This window comes from Pseudomonas sp. 203-8 (assembly GCF_020708595.1).
Lineage (GTDB): Bacteria > Pseudomonadota > Gammaproteobacteria > Pseudomonadales > Pseudomonadaceae > Pseudomonas > Pseudomonas aeruginosa.
Genome location: NZ_JAJFDF010000006.1, coordinates 156,437 through 179,551, shown reverse-complemented (window position 1 = coordinate 179,551; position 23,115 = coordinate 156,437). Strand labels below are relative to the sequence as shown.

Below are 23,115 nucleotides of genomic sequence, written 5' to 3'. Positions count from 1 at the left end.
AGAATCGATCCTTTCCGTTCATGGCCAACTGCGCATCGATGTCCCGTTCCCTGCTGATTCTCGACCGCGATGGAGTCATCAACCTCGACTCCGACGATTACATCAAGACCCTCGACGAGTGGATCCCCATCCCCAGCTCGATCGAGGCCATCGCCCGCCTGAGCCAGGCCGGCTGGACCGTCGCGGTGGCTACCAACCAGTCCGGCATCGCCCGTGGCTATTACGACCTGGCAGTGCTCGAGGCCATGCATGCGCGCTTGCGCGAACTGGTCGCGGAGCAGGGCGGCGAGGTCGGCCTCATCGTCTATTGTCCGCATGGACCGGACGACGGTTGCGACTGCCGCAAGCCGAAGCCGGGTATGCTGCGGCAGATCGGCGAGCACTACGGGGTCGATCTGTCGGGTATCTGGTTCGTCGGCGACAGCATCGGTGACCTGGAGGCGGCGCGGGCCGTCGATTGTCAGCCGGTATTGGTAAAGACCGGAAAAGGTGTACGTACGCTGGGCAAGCCCTTGCCAGAGGGCACCCTGATATTCGACGATCTGGCGGCAGTCGCCAGCGCATTACTTCAGTAAGGTCAGAATACATGTCGACAGTGCAGGCCATCAGAACCGTCCTCTTTTACCTGCTGCTGTCCGCCAGCGCGTTCGTCTGGGGCACCCTCAGCTTCTTCATCGCGCCGATCCTGCCGTTCCGCGCCCGCTACCGCTTCGTGGTACAGAACTGGTGCCGCTTCGCGATCTGGCTGACCCGCGTGGTCGCCGGCATCCGCTACGAGGTGCGCGGACTGGAGAACATCCCGGAAAAGCCCTGCGTGATCCTCTCCAAGCACCAGAGCACCTGGGAAACCTTCTTCCTCTCCGGCTTCTTCGAGCCACTCAGCCAGGTACTCAAGCGCGAGCTGCTCTACGTGCCGTTCTTCGGCTGGGCCCTGGCCCTGCTCAAGCCCATCGCCATCGACCGCAGCCAGCCCAAGCTGGCCCTCAAGCAACTGGCCAAGCAGGGCGACGAGTGCCTGAAGAAAGGCGCCTGGGTGCTGATCTTCCCGGAAGGCACGCGTATTCCGGTGGGGCAGATGGGCAAGTTCTCCCGCGGCGGCACCGCCCTGGCGGTCAACGCCGGGCTACCGGTACTGCCGATCGCCCACAACGCCGGGCAGTATTGGCCCAAGGCCGGCTGGGCCAAGTACCCGGGCACCATCCAGGTGGTGATCGGCCCGGCCATGCACGCCGAAGGCGAAGGCCCGCGCGCCATCGCCGAGCTAAACCAGCGCGCCGAAGCCTGGGTCAGCGAGACCATGGCCGAGATCAGCCCCATCCAGCAGCGGGTCAGCCATCCGGAGCCGTCGGTGGTCTCGTGAAGGGCCGCAAAGCCCCCTGCAAGGCGCACTGTGCGCCGATTCGATAAAAGAAGCCCCGCCATAGCGGGGCTTCTTGTTTTCACGCGAGGCGCAAAGCAAGGCCGGCTGGCAACGATCGACCGAACCGACCGACGACCGCTGCCCACAGAAGCGGTGCCACGCCGCCAGGAGGCCTGGGTCCAGGGTGCCAATGCTGGCGAGCAACCGGGGCTCGGCCACACCTTGGCAAGGCACATATCCAGGCTACCTGACGCAAAAAGAAAACCCCGGCGCCAGGCCGGGGTTTCCATGAGGGTCGGTCTGCCGACCCGTCACACGTCCAGGTTCGACACCGCCAGCGCGTTGCTTTCGATGAAGTCGCGGCGCGGCTCCACGGCATCGCCCATCAGGGTGTTGAAGATCTGGTCGGCGGCGATGGCGTCCTCGATGGTCACCTTGAGCATGCGCCGGACGTTCGGATCCATGGTGGTTTCCCACAGCTGCTCAGGGTTCATCTCGCCCAGCCCCTTGTATCGCTGGATGCTGTGGCGCTTGGTACCTTCGGCCATCAGCCAGTCCAGGCCGTCCTTGAAGGCGCTGATCGGGCGCTTGCGCTCACCCTTCTGCACGTAGGCGCCGTCTTCCAGCAGGCTGTTCAGCTGGTCGCCGAGCAGCGACACCGAGCGGTAGTCATTGCTGGCGAAGAAGTCACGGTTGAAGGTGACGTAGCTGGACAGGCCGTGGGCCACCAGTTCCACCTCGGGCAGCCACAGGTGGCGCTCGCGGTCTTCGCGCAGGCTGGCCTTGTAGGTCAGGCCGGACTTCTCGGCGGCGGTCAGGCGCGCCTGGAACTTCTCCAACCAGCCCTGCATGGCCGACTCGTTAGCCAGGTCGTCCACCGACACGGTAGGCAGGTAGATGAAGTGCTCGGTCAGCTCCTGGGGGTACAGGCGCGACAGGCGCTTGAGGGTGGCGATCACCCCGCGATACTCGTTGACCAGTTTCTCCAGCGCTGCTCCGGACAGGCCCGGAGCGTGCTCGTTGACGTGCAGGCTGGCGTCTTCCAGGGCCGACTGGGTCATGTACTCTTCCATGGCCTGGTCGTCCTTGATGTACTGCTCCTGCTTGCCGCGCTTGACCTTGTACAACGGGGGCTGGGCGATGTAGATGTAGCCACGCTCGATCAGCTCGGGCATCTGGCGGAAGAAGAAGGTCAACAGCAGGGTGCGGATGTGCGAACCGTCGACGTCAGCATCGGTCATGATGATGATGTTGTGGTAGCGCAGCTTGTCGATGTTGTATTCCTCGCGGCCGATGCCACAGCCCAGGGCGGTGATCAGCGTACCGACCTCCTGGGAGGAGAGCATCTTGTCGAAGCGCGCCTTTTCGACGTTGAGGATCTTGCCCTTGAGCGGCAGGATCGCCTGGGTCCGGCGATTGCGGCCCTGCTTGGCGGAACCGCCCGCGGAGTCACCCTCCACGATGTACAGTTCGGAGAGCGCCGGGTCCTTTTCCTGGCAATCGGCCAGTTTGCCGGGCAGGCCGGCGATGTCCAGCGCGCCCTTGCGGCGGGTCATCTCGCGCGCCTTGCGCGCGGCCTCGCGGGCACGGGCGGCGTCGATCATCTTGCCGACCACGGCCTTGGCTTCGTTGGGATTCTCCAGCAGGAAGTCGGCGAAGTACTTGCCCATCTCCTGTTCCACCGCAGTCTTCACCTCGGAGGAGACCAGCTTGTCCTTGGTCTGCGAGCTGAACTTCGGGTCCGGTACCTTCACCGAGATGATCGCGGTGAGGCCTTCGCGGGCATCGTCGCCGGTGGTGGCGATCTTGAACTTCTTCGCCAGGCCTTCGGCCTCGATGTAGTTGTTCAGGTTACGCGTCAGCGCCGAACGGAAACCGGCCAGGTGGGTGCCGCCGTCACGCTGCGGGATGTTGTTGGTGAAGCAGAGCAGGTTCTCGTTGAAGCTGTCGTTCCACTGCAAGGCGACTTCCACACCCACGCCGTCCTCTTCACGCTGGACGTTGAAGTGGAATACCTCGTTCACCGCGGTCTTGTTGGTGTTCAGGTACTCGACGAAGGCCTTCAGACCGCCTTCGTACTTGAACAGCTCCTCCTTGCCGGTACGCTCGTCGCGCAGCAGGATGCCGACGCCGGAGTTGAGGAAGGACAGCTCGCGGATGCGCTTGGCCAGGATGTCCCAACTGAAGTGGATGTTGCTGAAGGTCTCCGGGGACGGCTTGAAGTGAACTTCGGTGCCGGAGCCATCGGTCTCGCCCACTTCGCGCAGTGGGAACTGCGGAACGCCGTGGTGGTAGACCTGTTCCCAGACCTTGTTGTGGCGACGGATGGTCAGGCGCAGTTCATGGGACAGCGCGTTCACCACCGAGACGCCCACACCGTGCAAGCCGCCGGACACCTTGTAGGTGTTGTCGTCGAACTTGCCGCCGGCGTGGAGGACGGTCATGATCACTTCCGCCGCAGAAACCCCTTCTTCCTTGTGGATATCCACCGGAATACCGCGTCCATTGTCGCGGACAGTGATCGACTCATCCGTATGGATGGTGATGCTGATTTCGCTGCAGTAACCGGCCAGCGCTTCGTCGATGGAGTTATCCACCACCTCGAACACCATGTGGTGCAGACCGGTGCCATCGTCGGTGTCGCCGATGTACATGCCGGGGCGCTTGCGTACGGCATCCAGCCCCTTCAGCACCTTGATGCTGGAAGAGTCGTACGTGTTGTTCTCGCTCATGCTTCACTCCCGATGGTCGTGGTCTGAGAGACTTTTCCATGTTCCACGTGGAACATGGATACCGGCGTATCCGTGCGCCAGCCGTCTTTCAATAGTTGCGGGTCCACGCAGGTGATGAATACCTGGCAACCCAAATCTTCAAGCAAGCGGCAAAGAGCCATTCGATGCTGCTCATCCAGTTCCGAGGGCAGGTCGTCCACCAGGTAGACGCACTGTCCGCGCTTGGCGCGATTGATCAGATGGCCTTGGGCGATGCGCAGGGCGCATACCACCAGCTTCTGCTGACCGCGCGAGAGAATCTCCGCGGCGTTATGACCTGCCAACCGTATGCGAAGATCCGCACGCTGCGGTCCCGCCTGGGTGTGGCCCATCTGCTGGTCGCGTAACAGGCTGGAAGCCAGGACCTCCAGGAGGTCCCGGTCCTTGTCCCAGCCTCGGTAGTAGCTAAGGGTCAGGTCATCCAGTGAAACCAATTCGGCGAGGGTTTCCTCGAATACCGGTTTCAACGCCTGGATATAGCTTCTGCGGTAGGCATCGATCTCATCGCTGGCCAGGCTCAATTCCCGGTCCCAGGCCGCTTGCGACGCGGGGTCCAGTTTACCATGCCGGAGCCAGGAGTTCCGCTGGCGCAGCGCCTTCTGCAGGCGCTGCCAGACGGGCAGAAACCGAGGTTCCACGTGGAACACTCCCCAATCGAGGAACTGTCGGCGGATCTTCGGCGCTCCCTCGAGCAACCGAAAGCTGTCCGGGTTGATCAGTTGCAGTGGAAGTGTTTCCGCTAATTGAGCCGCACTTCGGGCGTTCTGCCCATCGATGCGAATGGTGAACTCGCCCTGGCGTTCACGGGAAATCCCCAGGTTGCTGGCGATGCCGTTGGCCAACATCACCTGGCCGAATACGGTGCAGGCCGCTTCCTCGTACTGGATCACCGGCTGCAAGCGCGCACTGCGGAATGAACGCGCCAGGCCCAGCAGGTGGATGGCTTCGAGCACGCTGGTCTTGCCGCTGCCGTTGTCGCCGTAGAGGATGTTGATGCGGGGGGAGGGGGAGAGGGTCACCGGGTGCAGGTTGCGCACCGCGGTGACCGAAACGCGGGTCAGGGACATTCAGTATGTTTAGAGGCGCATCGGCATGACGACATAGGCAGAATCGTCATTGTCGGCCTCGTGGACCAGGGCGCTGCTGTTGGAATCGGAAAGGATGAAGCGGACCTGCTCGGTACCGATCACACCCAGCACGTCGAGCAGGTAACTGACGTTGAAGCCGATCTCCAGGTTGCCGCCGTTGTACTCGACCTGCACTTCTTCCTCGGCCTCTTCCTGCTCCGGGTTGTTCGCCTGGATTTTCAGCAAACCGTTGGAAAGCTGCAGGCGAATGCCGCGGTACTTCTCGTTGGAGAGGATCGCGGTACGGCTGAAGGCTTCGCGCAGTTGCTGGCGGTCACCGACCACCAGCTTGTCGCCACCGCGCGGCAGTACGCGTTCGTAGTCCGGGAACTTGCCGTCCACCAGCTTCGAAGTGAAGGTGAATTCGCCAGTGGTGGCACGGATATGGTGCTGGCCCAGGACGATACCGACTTCGCCGTCCTGCTCGGTGAGCAGACGAGCCAGTTCGAGGATGCCTTTGCGCGGCACGATCACCTGGTGGCGGTCCTGCGACGGGATCTGCGCATCCAGCGAGCACATGGCCAGTCGGTGGCCGTCGGTGGCGACGGAACGCAGGGTACCGCCGTTCACTTCCAGCAGCATGCCGTTGAGGTAGTAACGCACGTCCTGCTGGGCCATGGCGAAGCTGGTGCGGTCGATCAGGCGACGCAGCTTGCTCTGGGCAATGCTGAAGTTCAGCGAGCCGGGACCTTCCTCTACGGTGGGGAAATCGTTGGCCGGCAGGGTGGACAGGGTGAAGCGGCTACGCCCGGCCTTCACCAGAAGTTTCTGCTCTTCGACACGGATGTCGATCAGCACGTCGTTCGGCAGGCTCTTGCAGATGTCCATCAGCTTGCGCGCCGGTACGGTGATCTCGCCGGGTTCGGCGGCATCTTCCAGTACCACGCGACCAACCAGCTCGACTTCGAGGTCGGTGCCGGTCAGCGACAGTTGCTGGCCTTCGACCACCAGCAGGACGTTGGAGAGAACCGGCAATGTCTGGCGGCGTTCCACGACGCCGGCGACCAGTTGCAGCGGTTTCAACAGGGCTTCGCGTTGAATGGTGAAATGCATGGTCTAGTCCCTTGCCTCGTGGGCTGCGTCAGGTTGTCAGGGTACGCAGCAGGTTCTTGTAGTCCTCGCGGATATCCGCGTCGGATTCCCTAAGTTGAGCGATCTTACGACAGGCGTGCAACACCGTGGTGTGATCCCGACCGCCGAAGGCCACGCCGATCTCCGGCAGGCTGTGGTTGGTCAGCTCCTTGGAGAGCGCCATGGCCACCTGGCGCGGGCGCGCCACCGAGCGCGAACGCCGCTTGGACAACAGATCGGATATCTTGATCTTGTAGTACTCAGCGACGGTGCGCTGGATGTTGTCGATGCTGACCAGCTTGTCCTGAAGGGCCAACAGGTCCTTCAGCGACTCGCGAATCAGCTCGATGGTGATCGGCCGGCCCATGAAGTGCGAGTGGGCGATCACCCGCTTCAGCGCACCTTCCAGTTCACGCACGTTGGAACGGATGCGCTGGGCGATGAAGAAGGCCGCATCGTGCGGCAGCTCGATCTTCGCCTGCTCGGCCTTCTTCATCAGGATCGCCACCCGGGTTTCCAGTTCCGGCGGCTCGACGGCCACCGTCAGGCCCCAGCCGAAGCGGGATTTCAGCCGCTCTTCCAGGCCTTCGATTTCCTTCGGATAGCGGTCGCTGGTGAGGATCACCTGCTGGCCGCCTTCGAGAAGGGCATTGAAGGTGTGGAAGAACTCCTCCTGGGAGCGCTCCTTACGGGCGAAGAACTGGATGTCGTCGATCAACAGTGCGTCCACCGAGCGGTAGAAGCGCTTGAATTCGTTGATGGCGTTGAGCTGCAAGGCCTTCACCATGTCCGCGACGAAACGTTCCGAATGCAGGTAGACCACCTTGGCGTTCGGGTTCTTCTTCAGCAGGTGGTTGCCCACCGCATGCATCAGGTGGGTCTTGCCCAGACCGACGCCACCGTAGAGGAACAGCGGGTTGTAGCCGTGCTTGAGGTTGTCCGCCACCTGCCAGGCGGCGGCGCGGGCCAACTGGTTGGACTTGCCCTCGACGAAGTTCTCGAAGGTGAAGGTACGGTTGAGATAGCTGGTGTGCTTCAGCGCACCTTCGACCTGGACGTTGCGCTCGGTGCGCACCGCAGGCGCTGCTCCGGCCGGCATAGCGGCGGCCAGCGGATCGATGCTGGGTTCTTCCGGCTCGTAGGGATCGCTCGAAACGCTGGGAGCCGTCGTCACTGGCGGCAGCTCTTCACGTGGCACTACCACGGGCGCGGCCGATACCGGCTGCACTGGCGCCGGCGGCGGAGCAACCGGAGGCGGGGGAGCCACGTGGGTCTGCGATGGGACAATGGCGGCGCGCGGCGTACGGCTACGCTTGCTGCCTATTAATAAGGAAAGCGCGGGCAACTGACCCTCGCCGCGTTCACCGAGCAGTTCCAGAAGCCGACCGAGGTATTTCTCGTTCACCCAATCGAGGACGAAACGGTTGGGTGCATACACACGCAATTCGTCGCCTTCGGCTTCGACCTGCAAGGGACGGATCCAGGTGTTGAATTGTTGGGACGGCAGCTCATCGCGGAGAAGATCCACGCACTGCTGCCAAAGTTCCACGGACACGGATATCCCCCAAAGATTGGAAAGGCGGCACAACGAAATAAGCGCCTATTGTAGCCGGACGGGCCGGACTTATCCACATGCCGATGCGCTGAGGCCCCAAGCAAATCAAGACCTTAATAAAAGCAGGCAGGCCGACGGACGGTCGTCCTGGACTTTGTGGATAACCCTTGCTTTGAAGGGGGTACATCCCTGCGCACAGCCGTGTGGAAAAAACCGCTGTGGATAACCATCTCGTTCATCCCCAGGCTTCGCTCAGGAAGGAAACAGCCTCGACACCGGTTCTCGACAACCTTTTGCCTGCCGGAGAAACACGCAGTTGCTGGGCTTCGTCGAGTTATGCACAGAAAAGCGCCGTCCCAAGAGCATTAACCGTTTCTATCCTTTAAAAGAAAAATGACTTCCTTGTATCTATCTATTACGTCATCGCTGGTTGGAAATTGACCTGCCCGTTCGATTTCACTAGAATCGCCGGTCTCTTTAAACGGGGTCACTGCGACCTCAAGTCGTCAACCCAGGTACCGAATCATGAAACGTACTTTCCAACCCAGCACCCTCAAGCGCGCTCGCGTCCACGGTTTCCGCGCCCGTATGGCCACCAAGAACGGCCGTCAGGTTCTGTCGCGTCGTCGCGCCAAAGGCCGTAAGCGTCTGACCGTCTGATTTATCCGGTACGGGTGGTGAGTCGGGACTTCGACCGGGACAAGCGTCTACTGACAGCCCGGCAATTCAGCGCAGTCTTCGACTCTCCGACCGGCAAGGTCCCCGGCAAGCACGTCCTGCTGCTGGCGCGCGAGAACGGTCTCGATCACCCCCGCCTGGGCCTGGTGATCGGCAAGAAGAACGTCAAGCTCGCCGTCCAGCGCAATCGCCTCAAACGCCTGATCCGCGAATCGTTCCGCCATAACCAGGAAACCCTGGCTGGCTGGGATATCGTGGTGATCGCGCGCAAAGGCCTGGGCGAACTGGAAAATCCGGAGCTGCACCAGCAGTTCGGCAAGCTCTGGAAACGCCTGTTGCGCAATCGACCTCGCACGGAAAGCCCTGCTGACGCCCCTGGCGTGGCCGACGGTACTCATGCATAGGTCGATGCCCGCGCATCCCGATCCCTGTAGTGTCATCCCCCCTTCGATGACCCGGCACCGTCGTTCCCAGCCAAGTTGTACTTCCCTAGCGTACGAGGCTATCGCGCAGCATGGCCCGCGACGCAATGGTCGCCCGAGTGCGGTTTCCTCCACTCGGCTCCATCACTGGCAATCCCGTAGCCGCGATCTGCTACTGTCAGTTTCCTTCAAGCACCGCCCTTTCTCGATGGCCGAGTAACCATGGACATTCAACGCTCGATTCTCATCGTCGCCCTTGCAGTCGTGTCCTACCTGCTGGTTCTCCAGTGGAACAAGGATTACGGTCAGCCTGAGCTGCCCGCCGCCAGCGCTTCGATGAACACCACGCAAGGCCTGCCGGACACTCCGTCCGCCTCGGGCACCAGCAGTGACGTTCCCACTGCCCAGAGCAGCGCGGCCGGCAGCGAAGCCGCCGACAAGCCGGTTGCGGTCAGCGACAAGCTGATCCAGGTGAAGACCGACGTCCTCGACCTGGCCATCGATCCCCGTGGCGGCGATATCGTCCAGCTCGGCCTGTTGCAGTATCCGCGCCGCCTGGACCGTCCGGACGTGCCGTTCCCGCTGTTCGACAACGGTCGCGAACGTACCTACCTGGCGCAGAGCGGCCTCACCGGTGCCGACGGCCCGGACGCCAGCAGCGCCGGCCGCCCGCTGTTCCACAGTGCGCAGAGCAGCTACCAGTTGGCCGACGGCCAGAACGAACTGGTCGTGGACCTGAGCTTCAGCCACGACGGTGTCAACTACATCAAGCGCTTCACCTTCCACCGTGGCCTGAAAGCCGATTGCTCGGACAAGGAAAAGGCCCAGAAGAAGATCGAGTGCATCAATGAAAACGCCTATCAGGTCGGCGTCAGCTACCTGATCGACAACCAGAGCGGCAAGACCTGGAGCGGCAACCTGTTCGCCCAGCTCAAGCGCGACGGCAGCGCCGACCCGTCCTCGACCACCGCCACCGGGGTGTCCACCTACCTCGGCGCCGCGGTCTGGACCCCGGATTCGCCGTACAAGAAGATCTCCACCAAGGACATGGACAAGGAACAGTTCAAGGAGTCCGTGCAGGGTGGCTGGGTCGCCTGGCTGCAACACTACTTCGTGACCGCCTGGGTTCCGACCAAGGGCGAGCAGCACCAGGTCATGACCCGCAAGGACGGCCAGGGCAACTACATCGTCGGTTTCACCGGCCCGACCCTGAGCGTTCCGGCGGGTAGCAAGGTGGAAACCGACCTGACCCTGTATGCCGGCCCGAAACTCCAGAAGCACCTGAAGGAACTCTCCCCGGGCCTGGAACTGACCGTCGACTACGGTTTCCTTTGGTTCATCGCCCAGCCGATCTTCTGGCTGCTGCAACATATCCACAGCCTGATCGGTAACTGGGGCTGGTCGATCATCGCCCTGACCGTCCTGATCAAGCTGGCCTTCTTCCCGTTGTCCGCCGCCAGCTACCGTTCGATGGCGCGCATGCGCGCGGTGTCGCCGAAGATGCAGGCGATCAAGGAACAGCACGGCGACGATCGGCAGAAGATGTCCCAGGCGATGATGGAGCTGTACAAGAAGGAGAAGATCAATCCGCTGGGCGGCTGCCTGCCGATCCTGGTCCAGATGCCGGTCTTCCTCTCCCTCTACTGGGTACTCCTGGAAAGCGTGGAAATGCGCCAGGCGCCGTGGCTCGGCTGGATCACCGACCTGTCGGTGAAGGATCCGTTCTTCATCCTGCCGATCGTCATGGGCGGCACCATGCTGATCCAGCAGATGCTCAACCCGACCCCGCCGGACCCGATGCAGGCCAAGGTGATGAAACTGATGCCGATCATCTTCACCTTCTTCTTCCTCTGGTTCCCAGCCGGTCTGGTGCTGTACTGGGTAGTCAACAACTGCCTGTCGATCGCACAGCAGTGGTACATTACCCGCAAGATCGAGGCAGCCGCGAAGACCGCCTGACGTCTATCGCGAAAACTGTCCACAACAAGACGCCCCCTCGAGGGGCGTCTTGCTATCCGGAGATATCCACATGCAAGCCGCCACCGAAACCATCGTCGCGATCGCTACCGCCCAGGGCCGCGGCGGCGTGGGAATCGTCCGCGTCTCCGGACCTCTCGCCGGACAGATGGCCGTGGCCGTGAGCGGACGCCAGCTGAAAGCCCGGCATGCGCATTACGGACCGTTCCTCGATGCCGGTGGTCAGGTGATCGACGAAGGCCTGTCACTGTATTTCCCAGGCCCGAACTCGTTCACCGGCGAAGACGTACTCGAACTGCAGGGGCACGGCGGCCCCGTGGTACTCGACCTGCTGGTGCAGCGTTGTCTGGAACTGGGCGCCCGCCAGGCGCGACCGGGCGAGTTCAGCGAGCGCGCGTTCCTCAACGACAAGCTCGACCTGGCCCAGGCCGAAGCCATCGCCGATCTGATCGAGGCCAGCTCGGAGCAGGCCGCGCGCAATGCATTGCGTTCCCTGCAGGGCGAATTCTCACGCCGGGTACATGCATTGACCGAGCAACTGATTTCCCTGCGCATCTATGTCGAAGCCGCCATCGACTTCCCCGAGGAAGAAATCGACTTCCTCGCCGATGGCCATGTACTGGGGCTTCTGGAAAAAGTACGCACAGAATTATCCACAGTGCAGCGCGAAGCTTCCCAAGGCGCCCTGCTGCGCGACGGCATGACCGTGGTCATCGCCGGACGACCGAATGCCGGCAAGTCCAGCCTGCTGAATGCCCTGGCCGGTCGCGAGGCGGCCATCGTCACGGACATAGCCGGCACCACCCGCGATGTACTACGCGAACATATCCACATCGATGGCATGCCCCTGCATGTGGTGGACACCGCAGGCCTGCGGGATACCGAGGACCATGTGGAAAAGATCGGCGTGGAACGTGCGCTGAAAGCCATCGGCGAAGCCGATCGCGTGCTGCTGGTGGTGGACGCCACCGCCCCGGAAGCAGCAGACCCGTTTTCCCTATGGCCGGAGTTTCTCGACCAGCGACCGGAACCGGGCAAGGTCACCCTGATCCGCAACAAGGCGGATTTGTCCACAGAGTCCATTGGCCTCGAGGAAAGCGCGGACGGCCACGTCACCATCACCCTCTCGGCGCGCACCGGCGCCGGCCTGGAGCTGCTGCGCGAACACCTGAAGGCCTGCATGGGCTTCGAACAGACCGCGGAAAGCGGTTTCAGCGCCCGCCGGCGCCACTTGGAAGCGCTACGCCTGGCAGGGCAGGCGCTGGAGCATGGCCACAGCCAACTTATCCACAATGGCGCCGGCGAACTGCTGGCCGAGGATCTGCGCCAGGCCCAGCAGCACCTGGGCGAAATCACCGGCGCATTCACCCCCGACGACCTGCTGGGTCGCATCTTCTCGAGTTTCTGCATCGGCAAGTAATGGGGCTCGGCCCACGCCGAGTTGTGGATAACCAGGGCAAGGTTCGCTCCGGTTCTGCGTACTTTCCTTTCACTGTGCCCCTTGCCGCCGGCACTCAACCACGCAGGCATGGATTGCCGGCGCGCCGCTTCGTCCCCGAGAAAACCATCTGCGCCGATGTCGGTCTGCATGGGATGGATATCCACCTGGGAGAGGTTTATGCACAGGCACCGCGCTCCGATCCGGCGTCCGCGAAGGCGCTGCGCTGTGGTCAATCTCTATCTGCTCGCCCCTCTCGAACGGCGTATCTATCCCGTTGTCTCGCCTGGCGCTATCGCCACGCGCCGGGACGTTCCGTGCACGCAAGTCAACCCGGTCAGCGGTTTATCCACAAGCCTGGAAGAGATTCTGCGAAAAGAGCTGTTGCAGACCCTGGACTCCGTCGATACCGGCCAGGCGGGGCCCTCGCCTTCGGCTCCCACGGCGTCCCACGGCGAGCACTCGGACACTACAGCATGGAGATCGTAGCCAACCTGGCGGTGTGGCTCGGCGGCGAATGCCAGGTCGGACAGATGATCGACTGGTTCGGCAGTTACGACCGCACTAGCGGGCTCAGTGCTCGGCTACCGCTGCGCAAACCCGCTAACGAGGGCTCCGAGCGGGATTTCCAGGTCTCCGCCAAGCGCCGCTTCGAGCGCCTGTCGTCATCCATCGATACGCTGGAAAGCGGCAACGACTGAGCCTTTCCCACGCCTTTCCATCTCCTTCTTCCTACCTGGCTGCGGTCCTGCCGCGGCCCGGATACGCTCGCCTGAAACCTGTGGAAAACCCCAGGGACAGGAGGGTAGATAAACCCGCCGAAGCTCTGTGCATAACTCCACATGTTGATAACGAGCCATTCCATCCACAGCTAAAAAACGCTTATCAACAGGGCCCAGATAGGGTTTGGGACAGCCTTATCATTCGCTACAGGCTATGTCTTTACTGGGCTCGACGTACTTATCAACAGAAAAGCCGCTGCTAAGTAATAAACACAAGTTCTAAAAAGATATAAACATTCCTTTCCTTTTATTTTTTGTAAGCCCGCCGAGCCGTTTTGCTCCCTCGATCTGGATTGGCTATTTTTTGTCCAGGAGTCTTCATTCAGGTTCGCTAAATCCTTATACTGTCTGGCTTTCCTGAATTCCTGCTTCTGAACAGGCCGAGGTGCGTGGTGGATTTCCCTACCCGTTTTGACGTAATCGTGATCGGCGGTGGCCATGCAGGCACCGAAGCCGCACTCGCGGCTGCGCGCATGGGTGTGAAAACCCTGCTGTTGACCCACAATGTGGAAACCCTGGGGCAGATGAGCTGCAACCCCGCCATCGGCGGCATCGGCAAGAGCCATCTGGTCAAGGAAATCGACGCCCTTGGCGGCGCCATGGCCGAAGCCACCGACAAGGGCGGTATCCAGTTCCGCATCCTTAACAGCCGCAAGGGGCCGGCAGTGCGCGCCACTCGTGCACAAGCCGATCGCGTGCTCTATAAGGCCGCTATCCGCCATACACTGGAAAACCAGCCGAACCTGTGGATATTCCAGCAGGCCTGCGACGACCTGATCGTCGAGCAGGATCAGGTCCGCGGCGTAGTGACCCAGATGGGACTGCGCTTCCATGCCGACAACGTGGTCCTGACTACCGGCACCTTCCTCGGCGGACTTATCCACATCGGCCTGGAGAACTACTCAGGCGGACGCGCCGGCGACCCGCCGTCCATCGCACTGGCGCGTCGTCTGCGTGAATTGCCGCTGCGGGTCGGCCGGCTGAAGACCGGTACGCCGCCGCGGATCGACGGGCGCAGCGTGGACTTCTCGGTGATGACCGAGCAGCCGGGCGACACGCCGATCCCGGTGATGTCCTTCCTCGGTTCGAAGGAACAGCATCCCGAGCAGGTCAGTTGCTGGATCACCCATACCAACGCCCGGACCCACGAGATCATCGCCGCCAATCTCGATCGTTCGCCGATGTATTCCGGTGTGATCGAAGGCATCGGCCCGCGCTACTGCCCTTCGATCGAAGACAAGATCCATCGCTTCGCCGATAAGGAAAGCCACCAGGTCTTCCTCGAGCCGGAAGGCCTGACGACCCACGAGCTGTATCCCAACGGCATTTCCACGTCCCTGCCGTTCGACGTGCAACTGCAGATCGTGCGTTCCATCCGTGGCATGGAAAACTCCCACATCGTGCGGCCGGGCTATGCGATCGAGTACGACTTCTTCGATCCCCGCGATCTCAGGTACAGCCTGGAGACCAAGGTCATCGGCGGCCTGTTCTTCGCCGGCCAGATCAACGGCACCACCGGCTACGAGGAAGCTGGCGCCCAGGGCCTGTTGGCCGGCGCCAATGCTGCGTTGCGTTCGCAAGGCAAGGACAGCTGGTGCCCGCGCCGCGACGAGGCCTACATCGGCGTGCTGGTGGACGACCTGATCACGCTCGGCACCCAGGAGCCGTACCGCATGTTCACCTCGCGGGCGGAATACCGCCTGATCCTCCGCGAGGACAACGCCGACCTGCGTCTCACCGAGAAGGGACGCGAGCTGGGCCTTGTCGACGATCGGCGCTGGGCTGCCTTCGAAGCCAAGCGCGAAGGTATCGAACGCGAGGAACAGCGGCTGAAGAGCACCTGGGTGCGGCCGAATACCCCGCAGGGCGACGCCATCGCCGAGCGCTTCGGTACGCCGCTGACCCATGAATACAATCTGCTCAACCTGCTGAGCCGCCCCGAGATCGATTACGCCGGCCTGGTGGAGATCACCGGCGACGCTGTGGATAACCCCCAGGTGGCCGAGCAGGTGGAGATTCGCACCAAGTACGCCGGCTACATCGACCGCCAGCAGGAGGAAATCTCCCGTCTGCGCGCCAGCGAAGATACCCGCCTGCCTGTGGATATCGATTACCTGGGGATTTCCGGCCTGTCGAAGGAAATCCAGAACAAGCTGAACCAGGCCCGTCCGGAAACCCTCGGACAGGCTTCGCGGATCCCCGGCGTCACGCCGGCTGCGATTTCGCTGTTGTTGATCCACCTGAAGAAGCGTGCCTCTGGCCGCCAACTGGAGCAGAGCGCTTGATGTCTGCGGTAACCCAACACCACGCCGACGAACTCGCGCGCGGTGCTGACGAGCTAGGCGTCGCCCTCGACGCCGACAAGCAACGCCAGCTGCTGGCCTACCTGGCCCTGCTGATCAAATGGAACAAGGCCTACAACCTGACCGCCGTACGCGACCCGGACGAGATGGTTTCGCGCCACCTGCTCGACAGCCTGAGCATCGTGCCTTATGCCGAGGCTGGGGATAACTGGCTGGATGTCGGCAGCGGCGGCGGCATGCCCGGCGTGCCGCTGGCCATCCTGTTCCCGGAAAAGCGCCTGACCCTGCTCGACAGCAACGGCAAGAAGACCCGCTTCCTGACCCAGGTGAAGCTCGAGCTGAAGCTGGCCAACCTCGAAGTCGTGCACAGCCGGGTGGAAGCCTTCCGTCCCGAGAGCCCCTTCGATGGCATCGTTTCCCGCGCTTTCAGCAGCCTGGAGGACTTCGCCAACTGGACCCGCCACCTCGGTGGCCAGGAAACCCGCTGGCTGGCGATGAAGGGCGTGCATCCGAACGAAGAGCTGGCGGCACTCCCGGAGGATTTCCGGGTCGAAGCCGAGCACGCGCTGGCGGTACCCGGTTGCCAAGGTCAGCGGCATCTGCTGATACTGCGGCGCACAGCATGAGGGGGAACAGGGATAACCATGGCTAAGGTATTCGCGATCGCCAACCAGAAAGGCGGTGTCGGCAAGACCACGACCTGTATCAACCTCGCGGCCTCCCTCGTGGCGACCAAGCGCCGCGTCCTCCTGCTGGACCTGGATCCCCAGGGCAACGCCACCACCGGCAGCGGCATCGACAAGCACAACCTGGAGCACTCCATCTACGACGTGCTCACCGGCGAGTGCAACCTCGCCGAGGCCATGCAGTTCTCCGAACACGGCGGCTACCAGTTGCTGCCGGCCAACCGCGACCTGACCGCCGCGGAAGTGGTGCTGCTGGAAATGGACATGAAGGAAAATCGCCTGCGCAACGCGCTGGCGCCGATCCGCGAGAACTACGACTACATCCTCATCGACTGCCCGCCGTCGCTGTCGATGCTCACCGTCAACGCGCTGACCGCCGCCGACGGCGTGATCATCCCCATGCAGTGCGAGTACTACGCGCTGGAGGGGCTGACCGACCTGATGAACAGCATCCAGCGCATCGGCCAGTTGCTCAACCCGACGCTGAAGATCGAGGGTCTGTTGCGGACCATGTACGATCCGCGCATCAGCCTGACCAACGATGTCTCCGCGCAGTTGCAGGAGCATTTCGGCGACACCCTCTACAGCACCGTCATCCCGCGTAACGTGCGCCTCGCCGAAGCCCCCAGCTTCGGCATGCCGGCGCTGGTTTACGACAAGCAATCCCGCGGCGCCATCGCCTACCTGGCGCTGGCCGGCGAGCTGGTCCGCCGCCAGCGCGCCAAAGGCCGCGCCGCAACCGCATAAGGAACCCGCATGGCAGCCAAGAAACGTGGACTGGGACGCGGGCTCGATGCCCTGCTGGGCGGCTCGAGTCCCGCCAAACTGCAGGAGGAAGCCGTACAGGCCGACCGCCGCGAGTTGCAGCAGATCCCCCTCGACCTGATGCAGCGCGGCAAGTACCAGCCGCGTCGCGACATGGACCCTCAGGCGCTGGAGGAACTGGCGCAGTCGATCAAGGCCCAGGGCGTGATGCAGCCCATCGTGGTGCGGCCGATCGCCAATGGCCGCTACGAGATCATCGCCGGCGAGCGGCGCTGGCGGGCCAGCCAGCAGGCCGGACTGGAAAAGATCCCGGCGCTGGTGCGCGACGTGCCGGACGAAGCGGCCATCGCCATGGCGCTGATCGAGAACATCCAGCGCGAGGACCTCAACCCGATCGAGGAAGCCGCTGCCCTGCAGCGCTTGCAGCAGGAGTTCCAGCTGACCCAGCAGCAGGTCGCGGAAGCGGTCGGCAAGTCGCGCGCGACCATTACCAACCTGCTGCGCCTGATCGGCCTGCCGGAAGAGATCAAGACCCTGCTTTCCCATGGCGACCTGGAGATGGGCCATGCCCGTGCGCTCCTCGGTCTGCCGGCAGAACGGCAGGTGGAAGGGGCGCGACATGTTGTCGCACATGGGCTGACCGTACGTCAGACCGAAGCCCTGGTTCGGCAGTGGACGCATGCCCCGGGCAAGCCTGCGGGACCGGTCAAGAGCGACCCGGACATCGCCCGCCTGGAACAGCGCCTGGCCGAGCGCCTGGGCGCTTCGGTGCAGATCCGGCATGGTCAGAAGGGCAAGGGACAGTTGGTCATCCGCTACAGCTCCCTGGATGAACTGCAGGGCGTTCTCGCCCACATCCGTTGACACACTTTGGGTTGTAGCGGGTAGTCGGAAATCACTACCAGCCAGTTGAACAGGGGGGACTCCCCCCCTATACTCTGCGCGCTATTTTGTGGGCACTTTTTATGCCAAGTCGTTGATTTGGCAGTGCCGACACCAGAAGACTGAGAGCGCGATGGAGTCCCGCATGCCAAGTCGCCTGCCGGCATTCAGATTGCTGCTCGTCCAACTGGTAGTAGTGCTTGTTGCTGCGATCTCCCTGTGGATTTCTTGGGGACCGGTAGCCGGATATTCCGGACTGCTGGGAGGGATGATCGCCTGGTTGCCGAATTGTTATTTCGCCTACAAGGCGTTCCGTTTCAGCGGAGCGCGGGCTGCCCGGGAAATCGTTCGCTCTTTCTATGCGGGCGAAGCCGGGAAACTGATTCTGACGGCGGTGCTCTTCGCACTGACGTTCGCAGGCGTGAAGCCACTGATGGCGCCGGCTCTGTTCGGTGTCTATCTGCTGACCCTGATGGTCAGCTGGTGCGCACCCCTGCTGATGGGAAAAACATTTACAAGACCTTAGAGCGATTGAGGCAAACATGGCAGCAGAAACCGCTTCGGGTTACATCCAGCACCACTTGCAGAACCTGACCTTCGGGCGTCTGCCTAATGGTGATTGGGGGTTCGCCCACACCGCCGAGCAAGCCAAGGAAATGGGCTTCTGGGCATTCCACGTAGACACCCTGGGCTGGTCGGTACTGCTCGGCGTGGTGTTCCTGTTCATCTTCCGCCTGGCGGCCAAGAAGGCCACCAGCGGCCAGCCGGGTGGACTGCAGAACTTCGTCGAGGTGATGGTCGAGTTCGTCGACACCAGCGTCAAGGACACCTTCCACGGGCGTAACCCGTTGATCGCGCCCCTGGCCCTGACCGTGTTCGTCTGGATCTTCCTGCTCAACCTGATCGACCTGGTACCGGTGGACTACCTGCCGATGCTGGCCGCGAAGATCACCGGCGACGAGCACCTGTTCTTCCGCGCGGTGGCCACCACCGACCCGAACGCCACCCTCGGCCTGTCGATCTCGGTGTTCGCCCTGATCGTCTTTTACAGCATCAAGGTCAAGGGCATCGGCGGCTTCCTCGGTGAACTGACCCTGCACCCCTTCAGCAGCAAGAACATCGTCGTTCAGATCCTGCTGATTCCGGTGAACTTCCTGCTCGAGTTCGTGACCCTGATCGCCAAGCCGGTTTCGCTGGCGCTGCGTCTGTTCGGCAACATGTATGCCGGCGAACTGATCTTCATTCTGATCGCCGTCATGTTCGGTAGCGGAATGTTCCTGCTGAGTGCCCTGGGCGTAGCCCTGAACTGGGCGTGGGCTGTGTTCCACATCCTGATCATCACCCTGCAGGCCTTCATCTTCATGATGCTGACCATCGTCTACCTGTCGATGGCGCACGAAGACAACCATTAATCGATTCGCTTCAACCTTTAACCAACACGACAAAAAGTCGGGAGGAAAAATGGAAACTGTAGTTGGACTGACTGCTATCGCCGTTGCTCTGCTGATTGGCCTGGGTGCCCTGGGTACCGCCATCGGTTTCGGTCTGCTGGGTGGCAAGTTCCTGGAAGGCGCAGCTCGTCAGCCTGAAATGGTTCCGATGCTGCAGGTGAAAATGTTCATCGTCGCCGGCCTGCTGGACGCCGTGACCATGATCGGTGTGGGTATCGCCCTGTTCTTCACCTTCGCGAATCCCTTCGTTGGTCAAATCGCCGGCTAATCACTCGAATCATTCGATTTGAGTGTTTGACGGACAACGAACGAGCGAGGTGTTGGCGTGAACATTAATGCAACCCTGATTGGCCAGTCCGTTGCGTTCTTCATCTTTGTGCTGTTCTGCATGAAGTTCGTGTGGCCTCCGGTCATCGCGGCTCTGCAAGAGCGTCAGAAGAAGATCGCTGACGGCCTGGACGCTGCCAACCGCGCGGCTCGTGATCTGGAGCTGGCTCATGAGAAAGCGGGCCAGCAACTGCGCGAAGCCAAGGCTCAGGCAGCCGAAATCGTCGAACAGGCGAAGAAACGCGCTAACCAGATCGTCGATGAAGCCCGCGACCAGGCCCGTACCGAAGGCGAACGCCTGAAGGCCCAGGCCCAAGCGGAAATCGAACAGGAACTGAACAGCGTCAAGGACGCCCTGCGTGCCCAAGTGGGTGCCCTGGCCGTCACCGGCGCAGAGAAGATCCTGGGTGCTTCGATCGACGCAAACGCGCACGAGCAGCTGGTTTCCAAACTGGCAGCCGAGATCTAAGCGAGGGCGCTATGGCAGAACTGACCACGTTGGCTCGTCCCTACGCAAAGGCGGCTTTCGAGTACGCCCAGGCTCATCAGCAACTGGCCGATTGGTCGGCTGCGCTGGGTGTGCTGGCCGCAGTGTCGCAGGACGACACCGTGCGCCAGCTGCTCAAAGAGCCTCAGCTGACCTCTTCGGCCAAGGCCCAGAGCCTGATCGATGTGTGCGGCGACAAGCTGAATGCACCAGCCCAGAACTTCGTCCGGACTGTGGCTGAGAACAAGCGGCTCGAACTGCTGCCGACCATCGCTGAGATGTACGAGCAGTTGAAGGCCGAGCAGGAAAAGTCGGTCGAGGTAGAAGTCACCAGTGCCTTCACCTTGAGCAAAGAACAGCAGGACAAACTCGCCAAGGCTCTCAGCGCCCGGCTCAGTCGCGAAGTGCGGCTACATGCGTCGGAAGACGCGAGCCTGATCGGCGGCGTGATCATTCGCGCCGGTGACTTGGTAATCGATGGCTCGGTGCGCGGCAAGCTCGCGAAACTGGCCGAAGCGTTGAAATCTTGAGTTTGAAGGGGCAGCGGCATGCAGCAACTCAATCCTTCCGAAATTAGTGAAATCATCAAGGGGCGCATCGAGAAACTCGACGTCGCCTCCCAAGCACGAAACGAAGGCACCATCGTCAGCGTGTCCGACGGTATCGTGCGCATCTACGGTCTGGCCGACGTCATGTACGGCGAGATGATCGAGTTCCCGGGCGGCGTCTACGGTATGGCGCTGAACCTGGAGCAGGATTCCGTGGGTGCCGTGGTCCTGGGTGAATACCAGGGCCTCGCCGAAGGCATGAACGCCAAGTGCACCGGGCGCATCCTGGAGGTTCCGGTCGGTCCGGAACTGCTGGGTCGCGTAGTCGACGCACTGGGCAATCCGATCGACGGCAAGGGTCCGATCGACGCCAAGGCCACCGACGCGGTCGAGAAGGTCGCTCCGGGCGTGATCTGGCGTAAGTCGGTAGACCAGCCGGTACAGACCGGCTACAAGTCGGTCGACGCCATGATCCCGGTAGGCCGTGGCCAGCGCGAGCTGATCATCGGCGACCGCCAGATCGGCAAGACCGCCCTCGCGGTCGACGCCATCATCAACCAGAAAGACAGCGGCATTAAGTGCGTCTACGTGGCCATCGGCCAGAAGCAGTCCACTATCGCCAACGTCGTACGCAAGCTGGAAGAGAACGGTGCCCTGGCCAACACCATCGTGGTCGCCGCCAGCGCTTCCGAGTCCGCCGCCCTGCAATACCTGGCGCCGTACTCCGGTTGCACCATGGGCGAATACTTCCGCGATCGCGGTGAAGACGCCCTGATCGTCTACGACGACCTGTCCAAGCAGGCCGTGGCTTATCGCCAGATATCCCTGCTGCTGCGCCGTCCGCCGGGCCGCGAAGCCTACCCGGGCGACGTGTTCTATCTCCACAGCCGTCTGCTGGAGCGCGCTTCCCGCGTTTCCGAAGAGTATGTCGAGAAGTTCACCAACGGCGCCGTGACCGGCAAGACTGGCTCGCTGACCGCGCTGCCGATCATCGAGACCCAGGCCGGCGACGTTTCCGCGTTCGTTCCGACCAACGTGATCTCGATCACCGACGGCCAGATCTTCCTGGAATCCGCCATGTTCAACTCGGGTATCCGTCCGGCCGTCAACGCCGGTATCTCGGTATCCCGCGTAGGTGGCGCGGCCCAGACCAAGATCATCAAGAAGCTGTCCGGCGGCATCCGTACCGCTCTGGCCCAGTACCGTGAACTGGCGGCCTTCGCCCAGTTCGCCTCGGACCTGGACGAAGCGACCCGCAAGCAGCTGGAGCATGGTCAGCGCGTTACCGAGCTGATGAAGCAGAAGCAGTACGCGCCGATGTCGATCGCCGAGATGTCGCTGTCCCTGTATGCCGCCGAGCGTGGCTTCCTGCAGGACGTCGAAATCGCCAAGGTCGGTAGCTTCGAGCAGGCGTTGATCTCCTACTTCCAGCGCGAGCATGCCGCTCTGCTGGCGAAGATCAACGAGAAAGGTGACTTCAACGACGAAATCGACGCGGGCATCAAGGCCGGCATCGAGAAGTTCAAGGCCACCCAAACCTGGTAAGCCGCAGCGGGAGCCGCGAGGCTCCCGCCTGCTAACCCGATAGGTGTCAAATGGCAGGCGCAAAAGAGATTCGCAGCAAGATTGCGAGCATCAAAAGCACGCAAAAGATCACCAATGCCATGGAAAAAGTGGCGGTGAGCAAGATGCGCAAGGCACAAATGCGCATGGCGGCCGGCCGTCCCTACGCGGAGCGTATTCGCCAGGTGATCGGCCATCTGGCCAACGCCAACCCGGAATACCGTCACCCGTTCATGGTCGAGCGTGAAGTCAAGCGCGTCGGCTACATCGTGGTGAGCAGTGACCGTGGTCTGTGCGGCGGTCTGAACATCAACCTGTTCAAGTCCCTCGTCAAGGACATGAGCGGCTACCGCGAGCAAGGGGCGGAAATCGACCTTTGCGTGATCGGTAGCAAGGGCGCTTCGTTCTTCCGCAGTTTCGGCGGCAACGTCGTGGCAGCTATCAGCCACCTCGGCGAAGAGCCTTCGATCAACGACCTGATCGGCAGTGTCAAGGTGATGCTCGACGCATACCTCGAAGGCCGTATCGATCGCCTGTTCGTGGTCTCCAACAAGTTCGTCAACACCATGACCCAGAAGCCGACCGTGGAACAGCTGATTCCGCTGGTGGCCGATGACGATCAGGAGCTGAAGCACCACTGGGACTATCTCTACGAACCCGACGCCAAGTCGCTCCTCGACGGGCTGCTGGTGCGTTACGTGGAATCCCAGGTGTACCAGGCCGTGGTTGAGAACAACGCCTGTGAGCAGGCGGCCCGGATGATTGCAATGAAGAACGCTACCGACAACGCCGGCGAGCTGATCAGCGATTTGCAGCTGATCTACAACAAGGCGCGTCAGGCGGCGATCACCCAGGAAATCTCGGAAATCGTCGGCGGCGCTGCCGCGGTGTAAGAACAGGTTCAAAATTCAGAGGAACCAGA

21 protein-coding genes and 1 pseudogene are annotated in these 23,115 nt (G+C 62.0%); 18 read left to right on the top strand and 4 right to left on the bottom strand.

Annotated features, from left to right (window positions below):
* Nucleotides 1-38 precede the first annotated feature (38 nt).
* Together gmhB and LJF27_RS15610 are read left to right on the top strand one after the other, a co-directional pair.
* Complete coding sequence (gene gmhB / locus LJF27_RS15615; RefSeq protein ID WP_003120688.1) at nucleotides 39-575, top strand: D-glycero-beta-D-manno-heptose 1,7-bisphosphate 7-phosphatase; 537 nt, start codon at nucleotides 39-41, stop codon at nucleotides 573-575.
* An 11-nt stretch (nucleotides 576-586) separates the two neighbouring features.
* The gene (locus LJF27_RS15610) at nucleotides 587-1,360 is read left to right on the top strand and encodes a lysophospholipid acyltransferase family protein (protein WP_003100265.1); all 774 of its coding nucleotides are present in this window, start codon (nucleotides 587-589) and stop codon (nucleotides 1,358-1,360) included.
* Between the two features lie 311 nt (nucleotides 1,361-1,671).
* Here LJF27_RS15610 and gyrB read toward each other — a convergent pair whose 3' ends face one another.
* The 4 genes and pseudogenes from gyrB to dnaA form a co-directional block, all read right to left on the bottom strand.
* Nucleotides 1,672-4,092: a DNA topoisomerase (ATP-hydrolyzing) subunit B gene (gyrB, locus tag LJF27_RS15605; RefSeq protein WP_003097268.1), complete on the bottom strand. Its 2,421-nt coding sequence runs from the start codon at nucleotides 4,090-4,092 to the stop codon at nucleotides 1,672-1,674.
* A 3-nt stretch (nucleotides 4,093-4,095) separates the two neighbouring features.
* Nucleotides 4,096-5,198 (bottom strand): annotated as a pseudogene (gene recF / locus LJF27_RS15600) (DNA replication/repair protein RecF).
* 9 nt (nucleotides 5,199-5,207) lie between these two features.
* On the bottom strand, nucleotides 5,208-6,311 hold the full coding sequence (gene dnaN / locus LJF27_RS15595) for a DNA polymerase III subunit beta (protein WP_003097262.1): 1,104 nt from the start codon (nucleotides 6,309-6,311) through the stop codon (nucleotides 5,208-5,210).
* A 28-nt stretch (nucleotides 6,312-6,339) separates the two neighbouring features.
* Entirely contained in the window at nucleotides 6,340-7,884 is a 1,545-nt protein-coding gene (gene dnaA, locus LJF27_RS15590; protein WP_003109151.1) for a chromosomal replication initiator protein DnaA, read from the bottom strand.
* A 525-nt stretch (nucleotides 7,885-8,409) separates the two neighbouring features.
* Here dnaA and rpmH point away from each other — a divergent pair.
* The 16 genes from rpmH to atpG all read left to right on the top strand — a co-directional run bounded on the left by rpmH (nucleotide 8,410) and on the right by atpG (nucleotide 23,086).
* Entirely contained in the window at nucleotides 8,410-8,544 is a 135-nt protein-coding gene (rpmH, locus tag LJF27_RS15585) for a 50S ribosomal protein L34 (protein ID WP_003100258.1), read from the top strand.
* A gap of 14 nt (nucleotides 8,545-8,558) precedes the next feature.
* Nucleotides 8,559-8,966, top strand: coding sequence for a ribonuclease P protein component (rnpA, locus tag LJF27_RS15580; protein WP_003100251.1), 408 nt, complete (start codon nucleotides 8,559-8,561; stop codon nucleotides 8,964-8,966).
* A 240-nt stretch (nucleotides 8,967-9,206) separates the two neighbouring features.
* Nucleotides 9,207-10,943 (top strand): membrane protein insertase YidC, encoded by a 1,737-nt coding sequence (yidC, locus tag LJF27_RS15575; RefSeq protein WP_003097255.1) that lies wholly within the window; start codon nucleotides 9,207-9,209, stop codon nucleotides 10,941-10,943.
* A 70-nt stretch (nucleotides 10,944-11,013) separates the two neighbouring features.
* A complete protein-coding gene (gene mnmE / locus LJF27_RS15570; RefSeq protein WP_003100248.1) occupies nucleotides 11,014-12,381 on the top strand; it encodes a tRNA uridine-5-carboxymethylaminomethyl(34) synthesis GTPase MnmE in 1,368 nt (455 codons plus the stop codon).
* Nucleotides 12,382-12,875: 494 nt separating this feature from the next.
* Complete coding sequence (locus LJF27_RS15565) at nucleotides 12,876-13,100, top strand: hypothetical protein (protein ID WP_019372331.1); 225 nt, start codon at nucleotides 12,876-12,878, stop codon at nucleotides 13,098-13,100.
* A gap of 473 nt (nucleotides 13,101-13,573) precedes the next feature.
* Nucleotides 13,574-15,466 carry a tRNA uridine-5-carboxymethylaminomethyl(34) synthesis enzyme MnmG gene (mnmG, locus tag LJF27_RS15560; protein ID WP_023116849.1) on the top strand — a complete coding sequence of 631 codons (1,893 nt, stop codon included), beginning with the start codon at nucleotides 13,574-13,576 and terminating at the stop codon, nucleotides 15,464-15,466.
* Nucleotides 15,466-16,110: a 16S rRNA (guanine(527)-N(7))-methyltransferase RsmG gene (gene rsmG, locus LJF27_RS15555; protein ID WP_003100242.1), complete on the top strand. Its 645-nt coding sequence runs from the start codon at nucleotides 15,466-15,468 to the stop codon at nucleotides 16,108-16,110. The genes mnmG and rsmG overlap by 1 nt, the downstream gene beginning before the upstream one ends.
* An 18-nt stretch (nucleotides 16,111-16,128) precedes the next feature.
* Complete coding sequence (gene soj / locus LJF27_RS15550) at nucleotides 16,129-16,917, top strand: chromosome partitioning protein Soj (protein ID WP_003097243.1); 789 nt, start codon at nucleotides 16,129-16,131, stop codon at nucleotides 16,915-16,917.
* A 9-nt stretch (nucleotides 16,918-16,926) separates the two neighbouring features.
* The gene (locus tag LJF27_RS15545) at nucleotides 16,927-17,799 is read left to right on the top strand and encodes a ParB/RepB/Spo0J family partition protein (protein ID WP_003100240.1); all 873 of its coding nucleotides are present in this window, start codon (nucleotides 16,927-16,929) and stop codon (nucleotides 17,797-17,799) included.
* Between the two features lie 163 nt (nucleotides 17,800-17,962).
* Nucleotides 17,963-18,343 (top strand): F0F1 ATP synthase subunit I, encoded by a 381-nt coding sequence (locus LJF27_RS15540; RefSeq protein ID WP_003118473.1) that lies wholly within the window; start codon nucleotides 17,963-17,965, stop codon nucleotides 18,341-18,343.
* Nucleotides 18,344-18,359: 16 nt separating this feature from the next.
* Complete coding sequence (gene atpB, locus LJF27_RS15535) at nucleotides 18,360-19,229, top strand: F0F1 ATP synthase subunit A (protein ID WP_003100237.1); 870 nt, start codon at nucleotides 18,360-18,362, stop codon at nucleotides 19,227-19,229.
* Nucleotides 19,230-19,278: 49 nt separating this feature from the next.
* A complete protein-coding gene (atpE, locus tag LJF27_RS15530) occupies nucleotides 19,279-19,536 on the top strand; it encodes a F0F1 ATP synthase subunit C (RefSeq protein ID WP_003097235.1) in 258 nt (85 codons plus the stop codon).
* A gap of 57 nt (nucleotides 19,537-19,593) precedes the next feature.
* Complete coding sequence (locus LJF27_RS15525) at nucleotides 19,594-20,064, top strand: F0F1 ATP synthase subunit B (protein ID WP_003100235.1); 471 nt, start codon at nucleotides 19,594-19,596, stop codon at nucleotides 20,062-20,064.
* Nucleotides 20,065-20,075: 11 nt separating this feature from the next.
* Nucleotides 20,076-20,612, top strand: a complete 537-nt coding sequence (locus LJF27_RS15520) for a F0F1 ATP synthase subunit delta (RefSeq protein WP_003097135.1) — start codon at nucleotides 20,076-20,078, stop codon at nucleotides 20,610-20,612.
* An 18-nt stretch (nucleotides 20,613-20,630) separates the two neighbouring features.
* Nucleotides 20,631-22,175 (top strand): F0F1 ATP synthase subunit alpha, encoded by a 1,545-nt coding sequence (gene atpA, locus LJF27_RS15515; RefSeq protein WP_003097134.1) that lies wholly within the window; start codon nucleotides 20,631-20,633, stop codon nucleotides 22,173-22,175.
* Between the two features lie 50 nt (nucleotides 22,176-22,225).
* Nucleotides 22,226-23,086 (top strand): F0F1 ATP synthase subunit gamma, encoded by an 861-nt coding sequence (gene atpG, locus LJF27_RS15510; RefSeq protein ID WP_003097132.1) that lies wholly within the window; start codon nucleotides 22,226-22,228, stop codon nucleotides 23,084-23,086.
* Nucleotides 23,087-23,115 lie beyond the last annotated feature (29 nt).